This window comes from Marinobacter sp. DUT-3 (assembly GCF_050379435.1).
Classification (GTDB): Bacteria; Pseudomonadota; Gammaproteobacteria; order Pseudomonadales; family Oleiphilaceae; genus Marinobacter.
On record NZ_JBNRMG010000001.1, the window covers coordinates 639,429 to 663,625 of the forward strand.

The 24,197-nt window shown below is 57.7% G+C and carries 20 protein-coding genes; 19 read left to right on the forward strand and 1 reads right to left on the reverse strand.

The annotated features are described in order from the left end of the window. The first annotated feature begins 105 nt into the window (after positions 1–105). The 10 genes from ACQUWM_RS02875 (at position 106) to ACQUWM_RS02920 (ending at position 11,329) form a co-directional block, all read left to right on the forward strand. On the forward strand, positions 106–1,131 hold the full coding sequence (locus ACQUWM_RS02875) for a DUF58 domain-containing protein (RefSeq protein WP_428921122.1): 1,026 nt from the start codon (positions 106–108) through the stop codon (positions 1,129–1,131). Next, positions 1,131–3,224, forward strand: coding sequence for a transglutaminaseTgpA domain-containing protein (locus tag ACQUWM_RS02880; RefSeq protein ID WP_428921123.1), 2,094 nt, complete (start codon positions 1,131–1,133; stop codon positions 3,222–3,224). Before ACQUWM_RS02875 ends, ACQUWM_RS02880 begins: the two co-directional genes overlap by 1 nt. A gap of 25 nt (positions 3,225–3,249) precedes the next feature. Then, the gene (gene holB, locus ACQUWM_RS02885) at positions 3,250–4,260 is read left to right on the forward strand and encodes a DNA polymerase III subunit delta' (RefSeq protein ID WP_428921421.1); all 1,011 of its coding nucleotides are present in this window, start codon (positions 3,250–3,252) and stop codon (positions 4,258–4,260) included. A 167-nt stretch (positions 4,261–4,427) separates the two neighbouring features. Beyond that, on the forward strand, positions 4,428–4,778 hold the full coding sequence (locus ACQUWM_RS02890) for a PilZ domain-containing protein (RefSeq protein WP_008171779.1): 351 nt from the start codon (positions 4,428–4,430) through the stop codon (positions 4,776–4,778). A 22-nt stretch (positions 4,779–4,800) separates the two neighbouring features. Then, entirely contained in the window at positions 4,801–5,721 is a 921-nt protein-coding gene (locus tag ACQUWM_RS02895; RefSeq protein ID WP_428921124.1) for an alpha/beta fold hydrolase, read from the forward strand. Further along, complete coding sequence (locus ACQUWM_RS02900; RefSeq protein WP_428921125.1) at positions 5,711–6,625, forward strand: DUF4892 domain-containing protein; 915 nt, start codon at positions 5,711–5,713, stop codon at positions 6,623–6,625. Before ACQUWM_RS02895 ends, ACQUWM_RS02900 begins: the two co-directional genes overlap by 11 nt. Before the next feature lie 5 nt (positions 6,626–6,630). Then, on the forward strand, positions 6,631–7,821 hold the full coding sequence (locus tag ACQUWM_RS02905; protein ID WP_428921126.1) for a patatin-like phospholipase family protein: 1,191 nt from the start codon (positions 6,631–6,633) through the stop codon (positions 7,819–7,821). Positions 7,822–7,908: 87 nt separating this feature from the next. Continuing rightward, a complete protein-coding gene (gene prmB / locus ACQUWM_RS02910; RefSeq protein WP_428921127.1) occupies positions 7,909–8,811 on the forward strand; it encodes a 50S ribosomal protein L3 N(5)-glutamine methyltransferase in 903 nt (300 codons plus the stop codon). 36 nt (positions 8,812–8,847) lie between these two features. Continuing rightward, complete coding sequence (gene aroC / locus ACQUWM_RS02915) at positions 8,848–9,942, forward strand: chorismate synthase (protein WP_428921128.1); 1,095 nt, start codon at positions 8,848–8,850, stop codon at positions 9,940–9,942. 226 nt (positions 9,943–10,168) lie between these two features. Continuing rightward, entirely contained in the window at positions 10,169–11,329 is a 1,161-nt protein-coding gene (locus tag ACQUWM_RS02920) for an MFS transporter (RefSeq protein ID WP_428921422.1), read from the forward strand. Here the strand turns inward: ACQUWM_RS02920 and ACQUWM_RS02925 are convergent. Continuing rightward, complete coding sequence (locus ACQUWM_RS02925) at positions 11,326–12,210, reverse strand: LysR family transcriptional regulator (protein WP_428921129.1); 885 nt, start codon at positions 12,208–12,210, stop codon at positions 11,326–11,328. The two genes, ACQUWM_RS02920 and ACQUWM_RS02925, sit on opposite strands and share 4 nt — an antisense overlap. Positions 12,211–12,387: 177 nt before the next feature. Here ACQUWM_RS02925 and leuC point away from each other — a divergent pair, with 177 nt between their 5' ends. The 9 genes from leuC (at position 12,388) to trpA (ending at position 24,193) form a co-directional block, all read left to right on the forward strand. Then, positions 12,388–13,806: a 3-isopropylmalate dehydratase large subunit gene (leuC, locus tag ACQUWM_RS02930; RefSeq protein WP_428921130.1), complete on the forward strand. Its 1,419-nt coding sequence runs from the start codon at positions 12,388–12,390 to the stop codon at positions 13,804–13,806. Between the two features lie 16 nt (positions 13,807–13,822). Continuing rightward, positions 13,823–14,470, forward strand: coding sequence for a 3-isopropylmalate dehydratase small subunit (leuD, locus tag ACQUWM_RS02935; protein WP_428921131.1), 648 nt, complete (start codon positions 13,823–13,825; stop codon positions 14,468–14,470). Positions 14,471–14,582: 112 nt separating this feature from the next. Next, positions 14,583–15,656 (forward strand): 3-isopropylmalate dehydrogenase, encoded by a 1,074-nt coding sequence (leuB, locus tag ACQUWM_RS02940; protein ID WP_428921132.1) that lies wholly within the window; start codon positions 14,583–14,585, stop codon positions 15,654–15,656. Between the two features lie 128 nt (positions 15,657–15,784). Beyond that, complete coding sequence (asd, locus tag ACQUWM_RS02945; RefSeq protein WP_407000445.1) at positions 15,785–16,900, forward strand: aspartate-semialdehyde dehydrogenase; 1,116 nt, start codon at positions 15,785–15,787, stop codon at positions 16,898–16,900. 385 nt (positions 16,901–17,285) lie between these two features. Further along, the gene (locus tag ACQUWM_RS02950; RefSeq protein WP_428921133.1) at positions 17,286–20,501 is read left to right on the forward strand and encodes a FimV/HubP family polar landmark protein; all 3,216 of its coding nucleotides are present in this window, start codon (positions 17,286–17,288) and stop codon (positions 20,499–20,501) included. Between the two features lie 103 nt (positions 20,502–20,604). Then, positions 20,605–21,498, forward strand: coding sequence for a tRNA pseudouridine(38-40) synthase TruA (truA, locus tag ACQUWM_RS02955; protein ID WP_407000447.1), 894 nt, complete (start codon positions 20,605–20,607; stop codon positions 21,496–21,498). 10 nt (positions 21,499–21,508) lie between these two features. Beyond that, a complete protein-coding gene (locus ACQUWM_RS02960) occupies positions 21,509–22,138 on the forward strand; it encodes a phosphoribosylanthranilate isomerase (RefSeq protein WP_428921134.1) in 630 nt (209 codons plus the stop codon). After that, positions 22,131–23,339 carry a tryptophan synthase subunit beta gene (gene trpB / locus ACQUWM_RS02965; protein WP_406985279.1) on the forward strand — a complete coding sequence of 403 codons (1,209 nt, stop codon included), beginning with the start codon at positions 22,131–22,133 and terminating at the stop codon, positions 23,337–23,339. The genes ACQUWM_RS02960 and trpB overlap by 8 nt, the downstream gene beginning before the upstream one ends. 41 nt (positions 23,340–23,380) lie before the next feature. Continuing rightward, a complete protein-coding gene (trpA, locus tag ACQUWM_RS02970; protein WP_428921135.1) occupies positions 23,381–24,193 on the forward strand; it encodes a tryptophan synthase subunit alpha in 813 nt (270 codons plus the stop codon). Positions 24,194–24,197 lie beyond the last annotated feature (4 nt).

A 24,197-nucleotide genomic window follows, 5' to 3' on the forward strand; every position in this document is an offset into this window, starting at 1 on the left:
CGGGTTTGTGATCACCATCGGTGTATTGTCAGTATTGTTATAAAAATCCCGTAAAAGATGGTTATATAGGCAGCCTAATGTTCTTGGCTGGGTAACAGGAGCCTTATGGTTCAGGCTATTCGTACACGCTGGCAGCGCTGGCTCAATCGCAGGATTCCCCGCGCGGACAAGCAGGTTTTCAGCCAGCGCAACATCTTCATACTGCCCACGGGGCCCGGGGTGGTGTTTGGCATGCTGCTGCTCATCATGCTCATCACCGGGATCAATTATCAGAACAGCCTGATTTACCTTCTCACGTTCATGCTGGGCGCGATTCTGGTGGCGGCCATGCACCAGACCCACCGGAACCTGGCGGGCCTGGAGCTTACCCTTGTTCAGGCCGGCGAGGGTTTTGCCGGCGACAGGATCCCGTTTCGGTTCCGTGCCGTGTCTGGCAGGCACGATGCGGTCGCCATATCGCTCAGCTGTGAACGCTACACCCTCAGTCAGCAACACGTTCCGGCAGGCCAGGCCGGGGATATGGTGCTGTCTGCTGAAAGCCCCCGTCGTGGGTATTTTCGTCCCGATCGGGTCCGGGTTGAAACCCGCTTCCCGTTCGGATTGCTCAAGGCCTGGTCCTGGGTGCGACCGGCGTCCTTCGGCATTGTCTATCCGCGGCCGGTTCCGGCACCGGAAGCAACGGGTACTGTGACAGACGGCGATGATCAGGATACCTCCCGTTCCGTGGACGGCAATGACCATGCGGATATGCGGCCTTGGCGGGAGGGGGATCTGACCCAGCGGGTGTTATGGAAACGATACGCCCGTACCGGCCAGATGGTGATTGCCGACTGGGAAGGTGAGCAGGGCAGCCCTCACTGGCTCGACTATCAGGCCTTTCCGGGTGTGGATCAGGAATTGAGAGTCAGCTATCTCACCGCCCAGGTGCTTGAACGCAGCCGAACCGGCGTTCCTTTCGGTTTGAGTCTGCCGGGACAGGAGATAGGTCCGGACGCAGGACCTGCCCATGTCAGCCGGTGCCTGAAGAGTCTGGCGGTGTTTGGGCTGGAGAAGCCGCGGGATGATTCCACGGCTGCTTTCGGTACTCGGGGCCAGGCTGCCGGGTCAACGGTAGCCGGGGAGGGCGTTTGATGACCCTTGCCAGCGGTTACGGCCAACAGACCTTGCAGGGAACGGAGGCACCCGTATTACCCACCAGGGCCCTGATCTGGGTGATTGCCAGCTTTACGCTGCTGCTCACCCCTCAATGGGATCGACTTCCGCTCTGGCTGGTCGCCAGCTGTATTGTCCTTGCGGGTTGGCGTTGGCTGGCGCAGTCCGGCCGTGTCCGGTTACCGGGGAAATGGTTGAAAACCGGCATTATGCTGGGGGTGATCGCGGTCTATATCGCCACCGTTCAGGGTCGCTTTACGGTGGACACGGCGGCGTCGTTTTTTGTGCTGGCGGTTGGTCTGAAATGGCTGGAGACCCGATCTACGCGGGATTTCTATGTGCTGTTTTTTATTCTGGTGTATCTGGCAACCGTGAATTTCCTGTTTCATCAGGAGATCTATTGGGCCGTCGTGAATCTGGTGGCGGTCGGGCTGTTGCTGGTGGGGCTTCAGGTCCTGAATGCGCCCGACCTGCCGGAGTCCATGGCCTCCGGTTGGCGTCGGCTGGGTACGATGTTACTGAAGACGCTGCCGATTGTGGTTCTGCTGTTTGTCTTCTTTCCCAGGATGGCGCCGTTATGGAGCGTGCCTATGGTGTCCGGTGAGGCAAGATCGGGTATCAGTGACACCATGCGGCCGGGGGATATCTCCAGCCTGGCACAGAGCAGCGAGAGAGCCTTCCGGGCCACCTTTGGCGATGATCTTCCGGCCTACCGGGATCGGTACTGGCGTGGACTGATTCTCGACTATCTCGACGGAGAAACCTGGCGCCAGGGGCGTAATGAGCCCTTCAGGCGACCGGGAAGGGTGGCCGTTGACGGCGGCGCGGGAGATCTTGAATCTGGCCAATACGATGTCCTGATGGAGCCCACGGATGAGCGTTGGGCGTTCGCGCTGGATGGTTCCGTGGCGGTTTCGGACAATGTGTTGCCAACCGATGAGGGGCTTTTCCGGTTTCGTCGCCCGGCGGACAGCGCCGTGCGCTATCGAATGGCCCTGACTGGCGGTGAAACCGATGACGCTGATGCGCCGCAAAGCCTGCGCCGATACCTCCAGCTGCCGAGTCGCGGTAACCCCAGGGCCAGGGCGCTGGCGGAGGAGCTGAAAGCCGATTATCCCGACTCTGGCGCCATGATCGAAGCGTTGATGACCCGCTTCCGGCAGCAGCAGTACTTCTATACCCTGCGACCGCCGGCCATGCCGGAAGACGGCATTGACGCCCTGCTGTTCGATGCAAAGCGGGGCTTTTGCGCCCATTACGCCGGCGCGACCACATTTTTGTTGCGGGCGGCGGGCGTTCCGGCACGGGTGGTTGTGGGCTACCAGGGTGGCGATCCCGGGGCTGATGACGAGTACCTTATCGTCCGTCAGTACGACGCCCATGCCTGGGTGGAGGCCTGGATTGACGGCGAGGGATGGGTACGTGTGGATCCGACGGCTGCGATCGCTCCCGACCGCATTGAATCTGGTTTGCGGGATGCTGTCGCCGGTGAAGGCTCTTTCCTGGAAGACGACTGGGCTTCGCCGCAGCGGTACGGCAATATCCCCATGCTGCAATGGGCGTCGTTGCAGCTGGACAGGATCAATTACCAATGGCAGCGCTGGGTCGTTGGCTATCAGGGTCAGTCACAGATGGACCTGATGTCCCGTTTGCCCGGGGGGCTCGGGCTCAAGGAGCTGGGTTACGCGACGGCGGGCATTGTCGGGTTGGCGTTGCTGGTGGCGGGCGCATTCTCGGCGTGGCAGGTGCGTCGGTCGGCAAGCCGTGATCCCGTGGTAAGGTTGATCCATCAGTGGCACCGGCTTTGTGAACGTGCCGGCATTCCGGTGCGATTCGGAGAGACTCCGGCTCAACTGGCCGAAAGGATTGGTTCAGCCAGGCCTGCCGCCGCCGGAACCGCCAGGGCTTTTGCCCGGACGGTTAACAAGCATTACTATGGCAGCGATCCGGACAGGGGAGGGCGTCAATCCCTCGAACAGATGCGGCGCCTCCTGGTCACGATGAAAAAGCAGATATCACGGGATTCCTCAAAGCCCCGTAAAACCACCACTAGAACAGCACTGGAAGGGTAACAGGTTGAATCCATCCGAAGCGTCCATGCCCTGGCTTCATGAAGCCTGGCAGAGCCTGCAGAAACGTCTTGCCGAGAACCGGCTGCCCCATGCGCTGCTGGTTACCGGGGAGCGTGGTGTCGGTAAACGGATGTTCGCGGACGGGCTGGCTGCGCTGCTGATCTGCGAACAACCGGCCAGCGACAGTGATAACGGCCATCAGCCGTGCGGTGTGTGTAAGCAATGCGAGCTGGTTTCGGCGGGTACCCACCCGGATATCCGGATATACACGCCGGAAAAATCGCGGATGATCAAGGTAGACCAGGTGCGCGCCCTGTCCTCGTTTGCGGTGTCGTCCCCGCAGGTCGGGCAGCGCAAGATTGCCATTATTGATCGTGCCGACCAGTTGAATATCAACTCCGCGAACGCCCTGCTCAAAACCCTGGAAGAGCCATCCGACGATGTCGTGCTGATTTTGCTGCAGGAAAGCGGGCGTCCGGTTTTACCGACTATCCGGTCCCGGTGCCAGAACCTGTTGATTGCGATTCCTGATGGCGACGCGGCTGCCCGATGGCTGGCGGCGGAAGTTATGAAGCTCGACGAGGCAGACCAGCCGTCAGCCGAATTGTGCGGTAAAGCATTGGCGCTTTCCGGCAATGCGCCCAGACTGGCCTATGAGTATCTGACCAGTGATTTCCTGACGCAGCGCGATCAGGCACTGGCGCAGTTTCGCCAGTTCATGAAAGGGCAGTTAACGGTGGGGGAAGCGGCAAAACCTTTCAAAGCCATGGGGTTGGAAGGCGCCCTTTGGCTGTTTGAGGGCTGGGCCGCGGACCTGGCCCGGATAACGGCCGGCGGCAGCCCGAGGGATACGGATGCGGCGGATATGCTCGGTTATCTGGCCAAATTCAACCCGCCCTGGCGCGCGCACCAGATACTGGCGTTGATCCATGAGGCCAGGTCTGCCGGCGTATACAATGTGAACCCGGAGTTGGAAGCCGTTCGGCTGTTGATCGCCTGGCAGGATTTAATGCCACGTAAACGGGCATCGGCCTGATCCCGATCGGCTACTGCAGGGAGAGCGATTTCGGTCAACTGCTGCTATGATTGCGAAATATCAGGGAATTTGATCCGCAGGTCGGATTAGTTAAGCAGGTCGGATTAGCCGCAGGCGTAATCCGACAAAACAACGTTTACAGCCATACAGACAGAAAGGTGTTAACTATGGGCCCCGGTTTTGGCGCACGAAGTGGCATTCTGACACTCACCATCAAGGACAAGGCCGTTCTGTACGCCGCGTATATGCCATACATCCGGCAGGGTGGGCTGTTCATCCCCACCCAGAAGCAGTATCAACTTGGGGATGAAGTGTTTCTGCTGCTCAACCTGATGGATGAGCCCGAGAAGATCCCGGTTGCCGGAAAGGTAATCTGGATTACCCCGAAAGGCGCTCAGGGGAACCGGGCGGCCGGTATCGGTGTCCAGTTCAATGGGGACGATGAAACCGCGCGGACCAAGATCGAGTCCTATCTGGCCGGGTCACTGAGTTCAGACCGTCCGACCCACACCATGTAACCGGAAGCGAACAAACCCTTTAATGAATGATATTGCGTTATCCCCAAATGTGGCCGTTGATGCATCCTGTGAAGAGATAAACTGGCCCCTGCGAAATATCGAACTGGCCGGGCTGCATTGGCCCGCCGCCGATGGCCAAAGCGACTCCTGTCCGATTCTGATGCTCCATGGCTGGCTGGATAATAGCCTGACGTTTGCTCACCTGGCGCCGGAGCTGTGTGCAGAACGTGACGTGTACGCAGTGGATATGGCGGGTCACGGTCATTCCGGCCATCGCCCGGACGGTCAGAGTTACCTGCTGATGGATTACGTATCCGACCTGGCGGAACTGGTTGAGCGCCATTTCGGTGATTGTCCTGACCACCAGGTGGATCTGGTGGGGCATTCCCTCGGCGGCATCGTCTGTGTGCTCTACGCCGCGGCGTTTCCGGAACATGTCCGCAGCCTGGTGATGATTGACAGCATTGGCCCGATCAGCCGGCCACCGGAAGACACCATCCCGCAGTTGCGTAAAGCCATCAAAAAACGCATGACCGGCTCGGGTAAGTCAGTGGTCTACCCAGATATAGAGACTGCGGCCAAGGCAAGGGAAGGTGGCCTGAGCCCATTGTCCCCCGAGGCCGCGATGACGCTGATCCCCCGCAACATGAGAGACGTTGGGGAAGGGCATGTCTGGCGCACCGATCCCCGACTCCGGCATCCTTCAATCATGATGCTGGAAGAATCGCAGGTTCTTGCTTGTCTGCACAAGGTCACTACCCGCACGCTTTTCATTCGCGCCGAAGATGGCCTGTTGTCCCACCGAAAAGGCTGGGAGCCTCGGCTGAAAGCCATTTCCCGTATGGAAACCGTAACCGTGCCGGGCGGCCATCATTGTCATTTTGACGGGGACGTAACCCCCGTAAGCCATGCAATCAGGACCTTTATCAACCATGACGGTTAAAGCGCTACTGAACTATCTCATTGCCGGTTTGCTTGTGTTGGCCGGCGTCGCCCCCGTTGCGCAGGCTGATGAGGATGACCTGTCCGGTTTCCCGGATGCATTCCCCCAGTCTTCACTGGAAGAGGAAGTTCCGGTTGTGTCATCCGGTCATCTGGTTCTGTTCAGTCCGGTCAGGGAGGTCAACAACGCGATTCGCTCTGATCGCATGGCGCGGATTCCGGTCAAGGGCGTCGGCCGGCTTTACCAGATTAACCGGGATGCCAGTCGTGGCGAAGCTCGGGAGCATTACCAGACCCTTCTGCAGTCACGCGGTGCCCAGGTGCTGTTCGAATGCAGTGGTCGCAGTTGTGGTCGCAGTAATGTCTGGGCGAACCAGATTTTTGATCAGTCCACGCTGTACGGGCGTGATGCCGATCAGGACTACCTGGTTGCCGCGGTGACGGGAGAATCCGGCAAGACCTGGCTGACCCTGGTCTACACTGTTACTCGCGGTACCCAACGTGAATATGTCTGGATCGAGCATCTGGAGGCCAGTGAGGGCGCGGCAATTCCCGGTCTTGATTCCGCCAATGCCCGGGTCCGCGGTCCAATCATCATACCGTGGCAGGGGGGCATCACCCATCGCTTTGAATGGAGTGCAACGGATCGTCGAATGCTGAATAACTGGGTAGAGGAAGAGGGCGCTCAGGTGGTACTCACCGGTTTTGCGTCACTCGGGGAAGATGAGCCCTTGGAGGCAGCCATGGAGCGGGCACAAAATGCCATGGAGTCCCTGTCACAGGTCCTCGAAAAAAGCGGGGTATCAAAGAGTCGACAGACACTGATAACCGTCGGGCCGTCCGTTGTTTTTCCGTCTCCCGAGCGACAGGGTGATCGTGTCGAAATTGTTGTGATTACGAGGTGATCCGGGTGAGTAAACCGACAAACAAGCATGCCGATCAGGGCGAGAATCCGGCGGACGGTGCGTCTGCTGTTGTCGAGGGGACCGGTATCTCTGCCGCGAAATCGCCTGCGTCATCCGAAAAGAAACCGTTGAAACCGGGCAAGGGCAAAACCGTTGCGCTGACTCTTGGTAGCGGTGGCGCCAGGGGCTACGCCCATATTGGCGCGATCGAGGTTCTGGAAGAGCGGGGCTATGAGATAATTGCCATATCCGGGTGTTCCATGGGCGCCCTGGTGGGCGGAATGTATGCGGCCGGCAAAATGAAGGATTACAAGGACTGGGTGACCGGGCTCGGCCAGTTTGATGTGCTCAGGTTACTGGATGTGACCTTCAATGCGGTGGGTGCCATTCGTGGTGAGAAGATATTCTCAGTAGTGCGTGACATGTTAGGAGACACCCGCATTGAGGATCTGCCCATCGCCTATACCGCCGTTGCCACGGACTTACTGTCACACAAGGAAATCTGGTTTCAGGAAGGGCCCCTTGATCAGGCGATTCGTGCTTCCGTTGCCATTCCCAGTGTCGTGACGCCGCTGGTTCTGAATGGCCGGGTTCTGGTGGACGGCGCATTGTTGAACCCGCTACCCATCATTCCCACCATTTCTTCCCACGCCGATATGATTGTGGCGGTAAACCTCAGCGGCGAGGATGACCGCCGCCGCCGAATTCCCGATGCAGCCTTCAATGACACGGGTGAAAGCGATGACAGTGATACTGAAGAGTGGGTGAACGTTATCCGGGATAAAGCGTCGCGCTGGTTTGACTGGGACGCCATCAAAACCTTCACCAGTCGCAAGGGGGCGGGCTCCACCGGTGACTCGCCGGTGGACAAGATCAGCAAGGCCGTAGAGAAAAAGCAGGCAGAAAAGATACAGGATGATCCGGAACTGACCCATGAAACCATCGACTGGGACAAGCTGGGTATTGGCAAGTTTGACGTTATGAACCTGACCATCGAAACCATGCAGAGCGCCCTGGTTCAGTACAAGATTGCCGGTTATCCGCCGGACTTGCTGGTGAATGTGCCGAAGAATGCCTCCCGCAGCTACGATTACCACAAGGCGCCGGAGCTTATTCAGCTGGGTCGGGAGCGCATGGCAGCGGCATTGGACCGGTACGAGGAGAGTCGCACCAGCTCCGGCCCGCTCGCGGTCTGAGCGGGGTTGATGGTTGGGGCTGCAGTAGCGCGGGCAAACAGCGTATAATGCCGGCCAGATACGCACCCACACAGGAATCCGAATGCCGTGACCAGCCCCATCGATGACCTGCATACCGTGAGGGACTTCCTGCGGTACGTTTCTTCCCGATTCTCCGCCTCGGAGTTGTATTTTGGCCATGGCACGGACAACGTGTGGGATGAGGCCGTGCAACTGGTGATGCGCAGCCTGAATCTGCCCCTGGAGAACAACACGCTGTTCCTGGATGCCCGTCTCATCCGGGAAGAACGGGAGCTTATTATCAGCCGTACGCGCAGGCGCATCGAAGAGCGTGTGCCGCTGGCTTATCTGCTGGGTGAGGCCTGGTTTATGGGCATGCCGTTCAATGTGGATGAGCGCGTGCTGGTTCCGCGTTCTCCCATTGGTGAACTGATTGAACGCGGCCTTCAACCTTGGCTTGGTGATCGCCCCGTTGGGCGTATTCTCGACCTTTGCACGGGCAGTGGCTGCATTGGCATCGGAGCCGCCACGATATTTGAAGACGCGGAAGTCGATCTTTCGGATGTTTCGCCGGATGCCCTGGACGTGGCCAGATCCAACATCGAGCTTCACGAGTTGGGCGACCGGGTACACACGGTTCAATCGGATGTGTTCGACGGCATTGAAGGGCGTTATGACGTTATCCTGAGTAATCCGCCCTATGTTGACGCCGAGGATTTGGCCGGCATGCCGGATGAGTTTCGCCATGAACCGGAACTCGGACTGGCTGCCGGGGATGACGGTCTGCACATTGCTCACAGGATCATCGCTGGCGCGGCGGATCATTTGAACCCGGGCGGGCTGCTTATTGTCGAAGTCGGCAATAGTTGGGTGGCCCTTGAGCAGGCCTATCCGGATATGCCGCTGACCTGGCTGGATTTTGAAAATGGTGGTGACGGCGTCTTCCTGGTGACTGCAGAAGACCTTCGCCAGTGGCAGAAAAAATCCTGAGAACTTTTTTATAAAACCTGGATAAGATACTGAATCATGTCGGGAAACTCCTTCGGAAAGTTGTTCACAGTTACCACCTTTGGTGAGAGTCACGGCGCTGCACTGGGATGCATTATTGATGGTTGCCCTCCGGGACTGTCGTTGTCCGAAGAGGACATGCAGCGGGACCTGGATCGCCGCAAGCCGGGAACTTCCCGACATACCACACAGCGTCGTGAAGCGGATGAGGTGAGAATCCTGTCCGGGGTGTTCGAGGGAAAGACCACCGGCACTCCAATTGGACTGGTGATTGAAAACACCGATCAGCGATCCAAGGATTACTCCAAGATTTCCGGGCAGTTCCGTCCGGCCCATGCGGACTACACCTACGCCCATAAGTATGGCATTCGCGATTACCGGGGCGGTGGTCGCTCTTCTGCCCGGGAGACTGCCATGAGGGTTGCGGCAGGCGCGGTGGCAAGGAAGTTTCTTGAGCAGCGCCTGGGCATCCGCATCCGGGGCTACCTGTCGCAGCTCGGCCCGATCAAGGCGGAAAAATTTGATTGGGATCAGGTACACCAGAATCCCTTCTTCTGTCCCGACGTCGACAAAGTAGCGGAGATGGAAGCCTACATGGACGCCCTGCGAAAAGAGGGGGATTCCATTGGCGCCAGGATCAACGTGGTGGCTGACGGGGTGCCGCCGGGACTGGGCGAGCCGATTTTTGACCGTCTGGACGCAGACCTGGCCCATGCGCTGATGAGTATCAACGCGGTGAAAGGGGTGGAAGTTGGCGCCGGCTTTGGCTGTATTGAGCAGAAAGGCACCGAGCACCGCGATGAAATGACACCTGAAGGCTTTCTGTCCAACAACGCCGGCGGCGTGCTTGGGGGAATTTCTTCCGGTCAGCCGATCCTGGCCAGTATTGCCCTGAAACCGACATCCAGCCTGCGGTTACCGGGGCAGAGTATTGATGTTGACGGCAATCCCGTGGAGGTTATTACCACCGGTCGCCATGATCCCTGCGTGGGTATCCGGGCAACGCCGATCGCCGAGGCAATGATGGCCATCGTGCTGATGGACCACTACTTACGCCATCGCGGACAGAATGGCGATGTGGAGGTCTCTACACCGGTTCTCGGCCAACTCTGACGCCAACCCACATACTCCGTAGGTCGGATTAGCCAAAGGCGTAATCCGACAATCAGCAGGCGGTCTCAATTGGTGAAGCGGCTTCGGCGGGAAACATGGTTCAAAAAGCGCCCGTGAATACGTCCCTGTAGGGCTCGGTCGCGCCATCCGTGGCGCTCCACGCTTTTGAACCATGTTTCCCGCCAAAGCCACCAGGCATTTCTGATATCTCGAAAGAGGTTTTGTTATCTACTGGCGGCTCTCAAACCTCTATTTCTGGTTCTTTGCCCTCTTGGGAGGGCTTCTTCCCTATTGGTCCCTTTACCTTGAGGGGCAGGGCTTTTCCTATCTCCAGATCGCCACGCTGATGGCGACCATCCAGCTCACCAAGATCATCGCGCCCAGCGTGTGGGGCTGGTTGGGAGACCGGTCGGGGCAGCGAGTGCGGTTGGTCCGGTTTGGCGCCATTACCGGGTCCCTGTTTTTTGCCGGTGTTTTCCTGGAACCCGGGTTCTACGGACTGCTGCTTGTCATGCTGGCGTTTACCTTTTTCTGGAATGCCATCCTGCCGCTCTACGAGGTGATCACGCTCAGAGCTCTGGGGAAGCAAAAGGACAAATACGGCAGGGTCAGGCTGTGGGGGTCTGTCGGGTTTATCGGCGCCGTGGCGCTCGTGGGCGGGATTCTGGAATGGGTGCCTATCCAGAAGCTGCCATGGCTGCTTTTGCCGGTGTTTGCGGGGATAGCGGTGTCGGCCTTTCTGGTGCCGTCTGAGCGAGGTGAGCGAAAGCCACCAGCCCCTAAGGGTAGCCTGAAGGCCATTGTCACCCATCCGGCGGTGGTGTCATTTTTCCTGATGAATTTTCTGCTCCAGGTATCTCATGGGGCTTACTACACCTTCTTCAGTATCCATCTGGAACAACACGGCTATGGCAAGTTGTCCATTGGCCTGTTGTGGTCCCTGGGGGTGGTGGCGGAGATCGGACTGTTTCTGGTAATGCATCGGCTATCCCGGAACTTTTCGGTTCGCCAGATTGCCATCGGCGCACTGACGCTGACCATGATCCGCTGGGTGTTAATTGCCGAGTTAACGGATGTGGTCGCTGTGCTGCTGTTTGCCCAGCTCCTGCACGCGGCTTCTTATGGCGCCCTGCATGCCATTTCAGTGCAATACATCCAGGGCTTTTTTGGCCAGCACCACCATGGCCAGGGCCAGGCGCTCTACAGCGGGTTGACGTTTGGCGCCGGCGGCGCGGCGGGGGCGTGGTTGTCGGGTTTTCTGGTGGATGGTATCAGCACATCAGCGGCGTTCTGGGGTGGGGCAATCGCAATGATGGTGGCGATCGTCATCACCTGGCGAGGGCTCAGAGCCCCGCCGAAAGATGAAAGCAGCCTGGCGCCGAATTAGTCCGGCCTGCCTCCGTCTTCCTCGGCTTTAACCACTTCAATCAAAGCCCTCGCGGCACTGCTGAGCTGACGGCCGGAAAGACCAACGGCGCCGAGCACCCGCGTGACCGGAAACCCAATATCCAGACGGCGAACGCTGTTATCCATCATGCTCACTGGCAGCACGCTCCAGCCCAGCCCGACACTGGTCATCATCTTGATGGTCTCAAGATAATTGGTCGGCATTTGTGGGTGCAGGGGCAGGTTGGCCTCCAGAAACAGGCGGCTGACCACCCGATAGGTCGCCGTCGTAGTGTCCGGCAGCAACGCCGGATGCCCCGCGAGATCCTCCAGCCCGGGCGATTCAAGCCCTGCCAGCGGGTGTTCCGGCCCAGACACAAAAGCCATGGGGTCGGGCCACTGATCGTACACCATGAAATTCCCTTCCATGCTGTCGCTCAGGGTGACAAACGCCAGCTCCGCGTTGCGCTTGCGCATCTGTTCAAAAGCCGCATCCGATTCCATAAACTGCAGGTTCAGCGACACATTCGGGAACTCCCGGCTGAACCGGCGCAGCCAGTTAGGCAGGTGGTGAAGCCCGATATGGTGGCTGGCGATGATCTGCAGCTCGCCTTCCACCTGTCCGGAATCCGGAGATAGCGCCACCCGGGCGTTATGAATCTCATCGAGGATCTTGCGGGCATGGGGGAGCAGCCGGGCGCCGGCGTCCGTAAGCCTGATCTGGCGGTGGCTGCGATCAATCAGCGAAGGGCCGAGTTGGTTTTCGAGTGCCGCCAAACGTTTGGAAATAGCAGGCTGGGTCAGATGGAGGATTTCAGCGGCTTCAGAAAATGAGCCCTGATCAACGATTGTTATAAACGCCCTTAAAGAATTGGAGTCCATTTGGGAACCCTTGTATCGCCTAGATTGGTGGCACTCGGAGCCGCGTTTACGCAAAAATAGGATATGCCAAGAAGGAATGCAAAGAATAAAAAACATGAATTGAGGTTATCCAGTGCGGAGCGGTAAGATAGCCTTATAGAGAGTCATAATCAGAAACCCCCAAAGAGAGAGAGAACCATGGCGGGCAAGACCTTATACGACAAATTGTGGGACGACCATCTCGTCAAGCAGCGGGACGACGGCTCCGCATTGATTTATATCGACCGGCAGTTGCTTCATGAAGTGACGTCGCCCCAGGCCTTCGAAGGACTGCGCCTGGCGGGCCGCAAGCCGTGGCGGATTGACGCCAACATCGCCACGCCGGATCACAACGTGCCCACCACCGACCGTGACCGTGGTGTTGAAGGCATTGTGGACCCGGTATCCCGTATCCAGGTCGAAACCCTCGACAAGAACTGCGATGAATTCGGCATCCTCGAGTTCAAGATCAAGGATCAGCGCCAGGGCATCGTCCATGTGATTGGCCCGGAGCAGGGGGCCACCCTGCCGGGCATGTCCATCGTCTGTGGCGACTCCCACACCTCCACACATGGGGCCTTCGGCTGTCTCGCCCACGGCATCGGCACCTCGGAAGTGGAGCATGTGTTGGCCACCCAGTGCCTGGTCCAGCAGAAGATGAAAAACATGCTGGTCAGGGTGAACGGCAAACTTGGACCCGGAGTCACCGGCAAAGACGTCGTACTGGCCATCATTGGAAAGATTGGTACCGCAGGTGGAACCGGCTACGCCATCGAGTTCGGCGGAAAAGCCATCCAGGGGTTGAGCATGGAAGCCCGCATGACCATCTGCAACATGGCCATTGAGGCCGGTGCCCGTGTTGGCATGGTAGGCGTGGATGATACCACCATCAATTACGTCAAGGACCGCCCGTTCTCGCCCAAAGGAGATCAATGGGAGGCAGCCGTTGACTACTGGCGTACCTTGCACAGCGATGGTGACGCAGAGTTTGACAAAGTCGTGGAGCTTGATGGTTCCGCTATCAAGCCGCAGGTCAGTTGGGGGACTTCGCCGGAAATGGTGGCCGGTGTGGACGGCAATGTGCCCGACCCGGAGAAAGAAGCGGATCCCATCAAGCGCGAGGGTATCGTCCGTGCGCTCAAATACATGGGGCTTCAGCCGAACATGCCCATTACCGATATTAAGCTGGATCGTGTGTTTATTGGCTCATGCACCAACAGTCGTATCGAGGATCTCCGCGAAGCCGCAGCGGTAGTGAAAGGGCGCAAAGTATCTCCGACACTCAAGCAAGCGATGGTCGTGCCTGGATCCGGGCTGGTGAAGGCTCAGGCGGAGCAGGAAGGGCTGGACAAGATCTTCATCGAAGCCGGTCTGGAATGGCGTGACCCGGGCTGCTCCATGTGTCTGGCCATGAATGCTGACAAACTGGGGCAGGGCGAGCATTGTGCCTCTACCTCGAATCGGAACTTTGAGGGGCGTCAGGGCTTCGGTGGTCGCACCCACCTGGTGAGCCCGGCCATGGCCGCGGCAGCCGCTGTTACCGGCCACTTCGTTGATGTCCGCGAATTGATGCACTGATCCACAGGAGAGAACCATGCGCGCATTTACGCAACACCAGGGCATTGTCGCCCCCATGGACCGTTCCAATGTGGACACGGACATGATTATTCCCAAGCAGTTTCTGAAATCCATCAAGCGCACGGGGTTTGGCCCGAACCTGTTCGACGAACTGCGCTATCTGGATGAAGGCAAACCGGACCAGGATTGTTCCCAGCGTCCGATCAATCCGGACTTTGTGTTGAATCAGGATCGTTACAAGAACGCCAGCGTACTTCTGGCCCGGGCCAACTTCGGTTGCGGTTCCAGTCGTGAACACGCCCCCTGGGCGCTGGATGATTACGGTTTTCGGGTGATTATTGCGCCCAGCTTTGCGGATATTTTTTACAATAACTGCTTTAAGAATGGCCTGTTACCCATTGTTTTGGAAGAAAAAGTGGTTGACCAAATTTTTCAGGAGGCCGAGGCTCAGGAAGGCTATCAATTGGCGGTGGACCTTGAGGCTAAAACCGTGACGACTCCGTCCGGAGAGTCCTTCAGTTTCGATGTTGATGATTTTCGGCGGCATTGCCTGCTAAACGGGCTGGACGACATTGGCGTCACGCTGGAAGATGCAGAGCTGATTAAATCGTACGAAGAAAGCCGCCGGAAAACGGCTCCGTGGTTATTTAACGCCGGCAATTGATCGCCTCAGTGTCGGATTACGCTTTCGCTAATCCGACCTACAAGAACCCAAGAGTAGGTCGGATTAGCCAACGGCGTAATCCGACAAACCAGCAATCTTGCAAGGAAAAGCTATGTCCAGAACTGTACTAATGCTGCCGGGTGACGGCATCGGCCCGGAAATCGTCGCTGAAGCCGAGAAAGTGCTTCATAAAATCAACGAAAAGTTCGGCCTCGGTCTGACCTTTGAGTCCGGGCTGGTCGGCGGTGCGGCTATCGACGAAACGGACAGCCCGCTGCCGGAAGACACCCTGGATAAAGCCCGAAAGGCGGATGCGATTGTTCTGGGCGCTGTAGGTGGTCCGAAATGGGACAGCATGCCGATGGCGAAACGCCCGGAAAAGGGGTTGCTGGGGCTGCGCTCCAGTCTGGAGCTGTTTGCCAACCTCCGCCCGGCGATTCTATACCCGCAGCTTGCTTCTGCATCTTCCCTGAAGCCGGAAGTGGTTTCCGGTCTGGACATCATGATCGTGCGGGAACTGACCGGCGGTATCTATTTTGGCCAGCCCCGCGGTGTGCGCGAACTGGAAAGCGGTGAGCGCCAGGGTTACAACACCTACGCCTACACCGAATCGGAAATTCGTCGTATCGGGCGGGTGGCTTTTGAGGCCGCACAGCAGCGCGGCAAGAAACTGTGTTCCGTCGACAAGGCCAACGTGCTGGAAGTGACGGTCCTGTGGCGGGAAATCATGGAAGACCTGCGCCGGGAGTACCCGGACGTTGAACTGTCCCACATGTACGTTGATAACGCGGCGATGCAGCTGGTTCGTGCCCCCAAACAATTCGATGTGATTGTGACTGGCAACATGTTTGGTGATATTCTTTCGGACGAAGCGGCTATGCTCACCGGTTCGATTGGCATGTTACCATCGGCTTCGCTGAACTCGGAAAAGCAGGGCATGTACGAGCCTTGCCACGGTTCGGCGCCGGATATCGCCGGTCAGGGCGTGGCCAATCCGCTGGCAACCATCCTCAGTGCCGCCATGATGTTGCGGTACAGCCTGAACGAGGAAAAAGCCGCCGAGTCCATTGAGGCGGCAGTCAGCAAGGTACTGGACCAGGGGCTTCGTACCGCGGACATCATGTCCGAAGGGGCGAAAAAGGTGTCCACCCGTGAAATGGGTGAGGCGGTTCTGGCGGCGTTGTAAGCCGCGGCCCGGGTTAATGTATTTGAGACCCGACGGTAACGGGACGCAGTTACCGCGGGATCATCCATCCTGTCCCTGCCAGCGATAAAGGCAGAGGGCGGGCATAAAACGAGGTTCAAAGGTCGCACATGAAGCGAGTTGGACTTATTGGCTGGCGTGGCATGGTGGGCTCTGTCCTCATGCAACGCATGCGTGAAGAAAACGATTTCGCGGATATCGAACCGGTATTCTTTACCACATCCCAGGCCGGCAAACCGGCACCGGACGTAGGTAAGGAAGGCGTTCCTCCCCTGCAGGACGCGTTTGATGTCGATATCCTGAAAACCATGGATGTCATCGTTACCTGTCAGGGGGGCGATTACACCGGCGAGGTTTACCAGAAACTGCGTGATGCAGGCTGGGCAGGCTACTGGATCGATGCGGCATCCACACTGCGGATGGTGGATCATTCCGTGATTGTTCTGGATCCCGTCAACCGCAACGTTATCGACGAAGCGCTGGACAAGGGCGTCAAGGATTACATCGGTGGTAACTGCACCGTCAGCCTGATGATGCTGGCCCTGGGTGGCCTGCTGGAGCAGGATCTGATCGAGTGGGTGTCTCCAATGACCTACCAGGCGGCTTCCGGTTCCGGTGCCCAGAACATGCGCGAACTGCTCAACCAGATGGGTGAGTTGAACGGCAGCGTCAAGAGCGAGCTGGACAGCCCTTCGTCAGCGATTCTGGACATTGACCGCAAGGTCACCGAAACCATGCGTTCCGATGGCTTTCCGACCGAGCACTTCCAGGTGCCCCTGGCCGGCAGCCTGATTCCGTTTATCGACAAGCAGCTTGATAACGGCATGAGCAAGGAAGAGTGGAAAGCCGGCGTTGAGACCAACAAAATCCTGGGTCGCTCTGACAACCCGATTCCCATTGATGGTATCTGTGTCCGGATTGGCGCGATGCGTTCTCACAGTCAGGCGCTGACCATCAAGCTCAAGAAGGACCTTCCGGTTTCCGAGATTGAGTCTATTCTGGCGAAGGCCAATGACTGGGTGAAGGTGATCCCCAATGATCGTGATGCGACCATTGAAGAGCTGACCCCGGCCAAGGTTACTGGAACCCTGAGCGTACCGATCGGCCGAATCCGCAAGCTGACCATGGGGCCGGAATATATTTCCGCGTTCACCGTGGGGGATCAGCTGTTGTGGGGGGCTGCCGAACCGCTGCGCAGGATGCTCCGGATTCTCCAGGAGCGTTAATGGCTGTGTAACAGTTGGTATTAAATGCCAACTGTGTCCGGTTTCAGAGAGCCGGTCAGGGGGCGGAGGCTGCAATCAGCCTTCGCCCCTGTTATTTTTCAGAAGCGAGTTTGTAGGTGTTCGTGCCTGGGTAGGGCTACTGCTTCCCGTACTGATCAAGCCGATCATCCGTTCGGTAACAGTAAGTTCCGCGCTTTTTGTAAAAAAATGGTACAACGACTGCAGCTGATTGATTGATAAAACGGGCTTTATCAACAATACTTGGCCCACTGAAAATTAAAAAGATTACATAATAACTATAGAAAACCAGACGGAAGTCATCCAACCTCGTCCGATTCTGTTTGAAAAAGCAGTAACGAATAACGGAGACTGGTAAGGAAAAAGCATGAAGGTACGCAAGCTTGCGGTTGCCCTGGCTCTGGCGGGAGGGCTCGGTTCCGGTGTCGCACAGGCCCTGGGGCTGGGTGAAATTGAACTGCAGTCCTATCTCAATGAGCCTCTTGAAGCAGACATCAACCTGCGTAAAAGCCAGGGAATCGATCCTGACGATGTATTCGTCAATATCGCTTCTGAAGGCGATTACCAGAGAGTCGGTATTGATCGGAACTATTTCCTTACCAAACTCAAATTTGAGGTTACGACCAGCAGTGACGGTAATCTGATCGTCAACGTATCCTCAAGAGAGCCGCTCCGCGAGCCATATCTGAACTTCCTGCTGGAAGTGACCTGGCCAAGCGGCAGGCTGATGCGGGAATATTCACTGCTGGTAGACCCACCTGTTTACGCTGAAGAATCAGGTATTCAGGAGCAGGTGTCTGCGCCGGCCACCCGTCAGTCAACGACACCTGAGGTCAGCACCGGAACTTCGCAGCCTTCCGGGCAGCGCCTGTCTGACGGTACCTCATCTTCACGTACCACTGCTGGCCCCCGTACGCTTGGGCCAACCAATTCTTCCGACACGCTCTGGAAAATTGCCCAAAGCGTGAAGCCGAATGACAGCGTTTCTACGCAACAGGTCATGCTGGCTATCCAGGATCTGAATTCAGACGCGTTTATTGATGGCAATATCAATCGTCTCAAGCGCGGTGAAGTGTTGAGGGTTCCAGATCTGGAACAGATTCGTAGTCGTAGCCGTGGTGAGGCCAATCGCCAGGTCTCGATGCAGAATGAGGCGCTTTCCAGTCAGACCCGTACGGTGGACGCCACCGAATCCCGGTCGTCAGACGAGGCTGCCCCGGACACCGCAGGTGCTGGTGGTGATGAGCTGCGGTTGATTGCGGCAGATGATTCAGGCAGCCGTGATAGCGAAGACGGCGGGTCCGCAGGTGGCGATGGTCAGACCGCTGGCGGCGTCGATGCGGGTTCTGCAGTGGCGATGGAAGAGCTTGAAAGTGCTCGCCGCGAAACCGAGGAGCTGAACAGCCGGGTGGAAGACCTTCAGGATCAGGTCGAAACTCTGCAACGCCTGCTGGAGTTGAAAGATAGCCAGTTGGCTGAGATGCAGCAGATGGGCGGTGATGAAGAGACGTCAGCGACAGCCCAGCCTGGCGAAGAAAAGACCATGGATGAAGACCCCATGGCCGCCGACGATGAGATCGTTGGCCAGGGAGAGTCAGAGCAACCGGTCAGTGAAGATCAGGACGTCGCCGGGGAATCAACCGATACCGCGGATGCGACCGGTGAGTCTGCTGAAGCAGGAGGTCCTGAAGGACTGGAAACCGGTGACGACGTTGCTGAAGCCAATGGTGATCTGTCGGCAGCCAAGGGCGACGAGCCCGCTGAAGAAGACATGGCAGCAGCTAACGATACCGGACTGTCTGGTCAGGATGGGCCTGGTCCGGAAGAAGGGGCGGATGATCCCGCCCCCGGAACTCAGTCGTCGGTTACAGAGCCAAATACGACCGAGGAGCCCGCCACTCAGCCGGCTGCTCCGGCGCAACAGTCGGACAAGAGTTTCCCTGGCAATGTCATAGATGCGATTACCAATAACCCCCTGTATCAGATCGCCCTTGGCGGCGGCCTGATTCTGCTTTTATTGCTGTTGTTGCTTCTGGCGCGTCGTAACGCAAATCGCGAAAAGGCGTTCTATGAGCAATTGAATGGGGAAGAGGGTGATGGCTCAGATACCTTTGATCTGAGCCTTGAAGACGATGAGCCTGCAGATACGGCAGCGGGTGATCCCATGGCTGAGGCGGAAACCTATATCGCCTACGGCCAGATGGATAAAGCGGCTCAATCCCTGGAAACTGCGATTTCCAGGGAACCCAGCCGCACTGATCTCAGGCTGAAGCTGCTGGGCGTGTACGCAGACACCCAGGATCGGGAATCGTTTGATAAGCAGTTCCGTGAGATTGAGGCGTTGGAAGATGACAGCGCCATCGCGGAAGCCGGCACGCTGCGGGAAAGGCTGGACGAAGCGGAGTCCATGCCCAGTATTGATGACCTGGAGTCTCAGTTACGTTCTGATTCCTTTGGTCGGGAAGAAGAAACGTCTGGCGAGGAGACAGTATCGTCCGAGAGTGGCGTCCATCTGACGAATGAGACCCTTGGCGACCAGGGGGAGTCCGGTCAGCCTGAGCAGTCCACGGACGAGCTTGAGCAATTTGATACCGATTTCTCCGACCTGGAGTTGACGGAAGAGCCGGAGGTGGAGCAGAAGTCTGAGTCAGAGGCTGACTCCGACGACGGTACGATCGAGTACGATCTCTCGGGCATTGAGGGAGCCAGGGATGATGAGGTCCCCGCTGTTGAGGGCGTTGAAGAGGATGATGACCTGAGCTTTGACTTTGAGGACTCCTCCCTGGAAGGTGACGCCGACACGGCATCCGTTGAGGCTTCAGACGATTTGTCTGATGAATTGTCTCTGGAAGATTTTGACAGCCTTGAAAGCGATCTCACCACGGATGACGCGGCCGAAAAGGCAAATGAGGCGCCATCGCTTGAGGAACCGGTTGAAGGCAATACCCGGGAAGGCGAGGGGCTTGGTGATCTCGATGAATCCTTCCTCGATGAGCTGGATGCGGAACTCGACAAGGTTGCCGACGAGTCCGGCGATGACCCCCTGGCAGGCGAAGAGTCCGGCATGGATGACCTTGAGCTGGATGTTTCTGACGAAGACCTGGCGCTGATGGAAGAGTTTTCGGAGTCCGGCGATGCCGATACACCGGAAGTCGATGCACCGGAAACTGAAGAGCCCGCTCCGGAGCTGGATGAGGAGCTTGATCTGGAGGATTCCCTGATGGACAACAAGGACGAGACACCAGAGGAGCTTTCGGATCTCGGCGAAACCGATGAATTTTCGGCCGATGCCTCTGAAACTTCAGAAGAAACGGATGTCGAGCCACCCGTGGCTTCGGATTCACTGGATGCGGATTCCCGCAAAACAGCGGTTGAAGATCTTGACGAATCCGATCTGGGCGATGATGACGACTTTGACTTCCTCGCAGGTACAGATGAAGCGGCGACCAAACTGGATCTGGCTCGTGCTTACATCGAAATGGGGGATGTGGACGGCGCCCGCGACATTCTTGAGGAAGTTTCGCTGGAAGGAAGCGATGAGCAGAAGACAGAAGCGCAGGATCTTCTTAAAAATCTGTCCTGATTCGTTATAATCAGGCTCATCGAACGCAGAACGCCGGCTACCGGGCGCTGACCCGGCCACAGCCGGCGTTTTGTTTTGTTATACAGGTTAGTCGGATTGTCACTTGTTTCTGAACCCGCAAGCACTTACCACGGATAATGCCATAGGCGATGGCCGCGTCGCCCTGGCTTTTGAATACGACGGACGCTCCTTTCACGGCTGGCAGGCACAGAAATCCGGTGTTCGCTCGGTTGAGGCGGAGCTGGCCCGGGCTGTATCAAAAGTGGCCGATCACGAGGTGGATCTGGTCTGCGCCGGTCGTACCGACGCGAGTGTTCACGCCAGTTACCAGATTGCTCATTTTGACACGTCATCGGTGCGCAACCTGCGTTCGTGGGTGATGGGCATCAACACGGCATTGCCTGATGACATCGCCGTGCATTGGGCTGGGAATGGCGTTGGCGATTTTCACGCCCGGTTTTCCGCCACCTATCGCCGTTATCGTTACGTGATCTATAACCACCCGGTCCGGCCCGGTATCCAGCGTGGACAGGTCAGCTGGACATTTCGCCCCCTGGACGCGGAAAAGATGCACGAAGCTGCCCAATTCCTTCAGGGCGAGCACGACTTCTCCTCATTCCGTGCTGCTGGCTGCCAGTCCCGCACCCCCAATCGCTTTATGGAGCATATACAGGTAAGCCGAAAAGGCGAATTCGTCGTAATTGATATACAGGCCAATGCGTTCCTTCATCACATGGTCAGGAATATTGCCGGCGCCTTGATGGCGGTTGGTACCGGTAAGCGACCTGTGCAGTGGATTCGTGAGATACTTGAGGCCAAAGACCGGACGGTGGCTGGAGTGACCGCGCCGGCATTCGGGTTGTATCTGGTGGATGTGGGCTATCCTGAGCGATTCGGAATACCGTCCGCTCTCTGTGGCCCGGGGTTTCTCCGCCCCTGGTTTGAGCATGACTACAACCGACCACGGCAGCCCACGTGGACCCATCGAACCAATTGACGCAAGGCCTATGAGAACCCGAGTCAAAATCTGTGGCATAACCCGACCCGAGGATGTTCGCGCTGCTGCACAGGCGGGGGCGGATGCGCTGGGTTTCGTATTCTACGAACCAAGCCCCCGATCGGTGACCGTTGCACAGGCAGAGAATCTGGTGTCGATTTTGCCGGCTTTCACCGGTGCCGTAGGGTTGTTTGTGAATCCGGAGAGGGAGTGGGTTGAACAGGTCCTCAAAACCGTCCCCCTGGACCTGCTCCAGTTCCATGGTGATGAATCACCGGAATTCTGCGCCAGTTTCGGCAAGCGCTGGATCAAGGCTGTCCGTGTCCGGAGTGCCGGTGATATCGAGTTGGCGTACGATCGTTACGCGGGCGCCAGCGGTTTGCTGGTAGACGCCTGGGACCCCCAGCGGTACGGGGGAACCGGCAAGAGTTTCAATTGGTCACTGATTCCGGCTCATCGTCCGTTACCGCTGATATTGGCCGGAGGTCTGGCATCTGATAACGTTGCCAGCGCTGTAGCACAGGTCCGGCCCTGGGCGGTGGACGTCAGTGGCGGTGTGGAGAGTAGCAAGGGCGTGAAAGATAACGCGAAAATTTCCGACTTTATAAACGAGGTTCACCGTGTCGATGAAACTGACTGAAGAAATGCTGAGCGCACTTCCGGATGCACGGGGTCACTTCGGTGCCTACGGCGGCCGGTTTGTGTCGGAAACCCTGATGGATTCGCTGATGACGCTGGAAAGAGAGTACCTGCGTCTGAAAAAGGACCCGGCATTCCAGAAGACGTTTGATGAAGATCTTGCCAATTATGTTGGCCGCCCCAGCCCGCTGTATTTTGCCGAACGCCTGACCCGTGAAACCGGCGGTGCCCAGATCTGGCTCAAACGGGAAGACCTGAACCATACCGGTGCCCACAAGGTGAACAACACCATTGGCCAGGCCCTGCTGGCCAGCTTCCTGGGCAAGAAGCGGGTCATTGCCGAAACCGGTGCCGGCCAGCATGGCGTTGCGACAGCCACGGTATGCGCGCGCCTGGGGCTTGAGTGCCATGTGTTCATGGGGTCGGAAGACGTCAAGCGGCAATCCCTGAACGTGTATAGGATGAAGCTTCTGGGGGCCGAGGTCCATGCCGTGGAAAGCGGTACCAAGACCCTGAAGGATGCCATGAACGATGCCATGCGTGACTGGGTGGCCAACGTGGATGAAACCTTCTACATCATCGGTACGGTCGCTGGTCCACATCCTTATCCCTTGCTTGTGCGGGACTTCCAGTCGGTGATTGGCCGCGAAACCCGCAGACAGTCTCTTGAGCAGGCCGGTAAGCTCCCGGATGCTCTGGTAGCATGTGTGGGCGGCGGTTCTAACGCCATTGGCATGTTCTATCCGTTCCTCACGGATGAGAGTGTGCAGATGTACGGCGTAGAGGCTGGTGGCCTGGGTATCGAATCCGGCCAGCATGCGGCACCGCTGTGCGCGGGCCGTCCGGGTGTGCTCCATGGTAACCGGACCTACCTGATGGAAGATGAGAATGGCCAGATCGCCAGCACCCATTCCGTAAGCGCGGGACTTGATTACCCGGGTGTTGGTCCCGAGCACAGCTGGCTGAAAGACATTGGTCGCGCCCAGTATGTGTCAGTGACTGACGACGAAGCGCTGGACGGGTTCCGCAAGCTCACCCGGGTGGAGGGCATCATGCCGGCGCTGGAATCCGCTCATGCTGTGGCCTATGGGGTAAAACTGGCGGCCACCATGGACAAGGATCAGGTGCTCGTAATTAACGTCTCTGGCCGTGGCGACAAGGACATACACACCATCGCCCAGTTGGATGGCATTGAAGTCTGATCTAACGGTAAACACTCAGTGTACAAGAGACAGGAGCAGGCATGAGTCGAATTGAAGGGGTGCTCAAGTCCCTGAAAGGGCAGGGACGCAAGGCGTTGATCCCTTACATTACCGCAGGTGATCCGCACCCGGACCAAACCGTTGGTCTGATGCACACCCTGGTAGACGCTGGAGCGGATATTATCGAACTGGGTGTGCCGTTCTCCGATCCCATGGCCGATGGCCCGGTGATTCAATTGGCCTGTGAACGGGCCCTGAAGCATGGCACCTCGCTGCGCCAGGTTATTGCTATGATCAAACAGTTCAGGGAAACCGATGACACCACGCCGGTGGTCCTCATGGGGTATCTGAACCCGATGGAAGCCATGGGCTACGAGGCGTTTGCGGACGCGGCGGCCGATGCCGGAGTCGACGGTATCCTGACGGTCGACCTGCCACCGGAAGAAGCGGACGAAGTGGCTCCACTGTTCACCGCCCGCAAGCTCGATGCGATTTTCCTGTTGGCGCCCACGACGACCGATGACCGGATCCGCTCAATCAGTGAGCACTCATCCGGTTATGTGTACTATGTTTCATTCAAGGGGATCACCGGTGCTGGCAAGATAGATGTGGATGAAGTGGCCTCCAGGGTTGCCCATATTCACGACATCACCGCCTTGCCGGTGGGGGTTGGTTTCGGTATTCGTGATGCGGAAACCGCTGCAGCGGTTGGTCGGGTATCCGATGGTGTAATTGTTGGCAGCGTTCTGGTGGATACAATAGCCAGAAATCAGGTGGATCCTGAACAGCTGAAACGGGCACTGACGGATCTGCTTCACCCGATGCGAGAAGCACTGGACGGTCTGGCTTCCTGAATCT

Excerpts from the sequence above, each read along its gene's own strand:
- ACQUWM_RS02950 (WP_428921133.1), top strand. The coding sequence starts at position 17,286 with ATGAAGGTACGCAAGCTTGCGGTTGCCCTGGCTCTGGCGGGAGGGCTC.
- ACQUWM_RS02895 (WP_428921124.1), top strand. The coding sequence starts at position 4,801 with ATGAATGATATTGCGTTATCCCCAAATGTGGCCGTTGATGCATCCTGT.
- asd (WP_407000445.1), top strand. The coding sequence starts at position 15,785 with ATGAAGCGAGTTGGACTTATTGGCTGGCGTGGCATGGTGGGCTCTGTC.
- leuC (WP_428921130.1), top strand. The coding sequence starts at position 12,388 with ATGGCGGGCAAGACCTTATACGACAAATTGTGGGACGACCATCTCGTC.
- leuB (WP_428921132.1), top strand. The coding sequence starts at position 14,583 with ATGTCCAGAACTGTACTAATGCTGCCGGGTGACGGCATCGGCCCGGAA.
- aroC (WP_428921128.1), top strand. The coding sequence starts at position 8,848 with ATGTCGGGAAACTCCTTCGGAAAGTTGTTCACAGTTACCACCTTTGGT.
- holB (WP_428921421.1), top strand. The coding sequence starts at position 3,250 with ATGCCCTGGCTTCATGAAGCCTGGCAGAGCCTGCAGAAACGTCTTGCC.
- ACQUWM_RS02890 (WP_008171779.1), top strand. The coding sequence starts at position 4,428 with ATGGGCCCCGGTTTTGGCGCACGAAGTGGCATTCTGACACTCACCATC.
- ACQUWM_RS02875 (WP_428921122.1), top strand. The coding sequence starts at position 106 with ATGGTTCAGGCTATTCGTACACGCTGGCAGCGCTGGCTCAATCGCAGG.
- ACQUWM_RS02880 (WP_428921123.1), top strand. The coding sequence starts at position 1,131 with ATGACCCTTGCCAGCGGTTACGGCCAACAGACCTTGCAGGGAACGGAG.
- leuD (WP_428921131.1), top strand. The coding sequence starts at position 13,823 with ATGCGCGCATTTACGCAACACCAGGGCATTGTCGCCCCCATGGACCGT.
- ACQUWM_RS02925 (WP_428921129.1), bottom strand. The coding sequence starts at position 12,210 with ATGGACTCCAATTCTTTAAGGGCGTTTATAACAATCGTTGATCAGGGC.
- ACQUWM_RS02960 (WP_428921134.1), top strand. The coding sequence starts at position 21,509 with ATGAGAACCCGAGTCAAAATCTGTGGCATAACCCGACCCGAGGATGTT.
- trpA (WP_428921135.1), top strand. The coding sequence starts at position 23,381 with ATGAGTCGAATTGAAGGGGTGCTCAAGTCCCTGAAAGGGCAGGGACGC.
- ACQUWM_RS02900 (WP_428921125.1), top strand. The coding sequence starts at position 5,711 with ATGACGGTTAAAGCGCTACTGAACTATCTCATTGCCGGTTTGCTTGTG.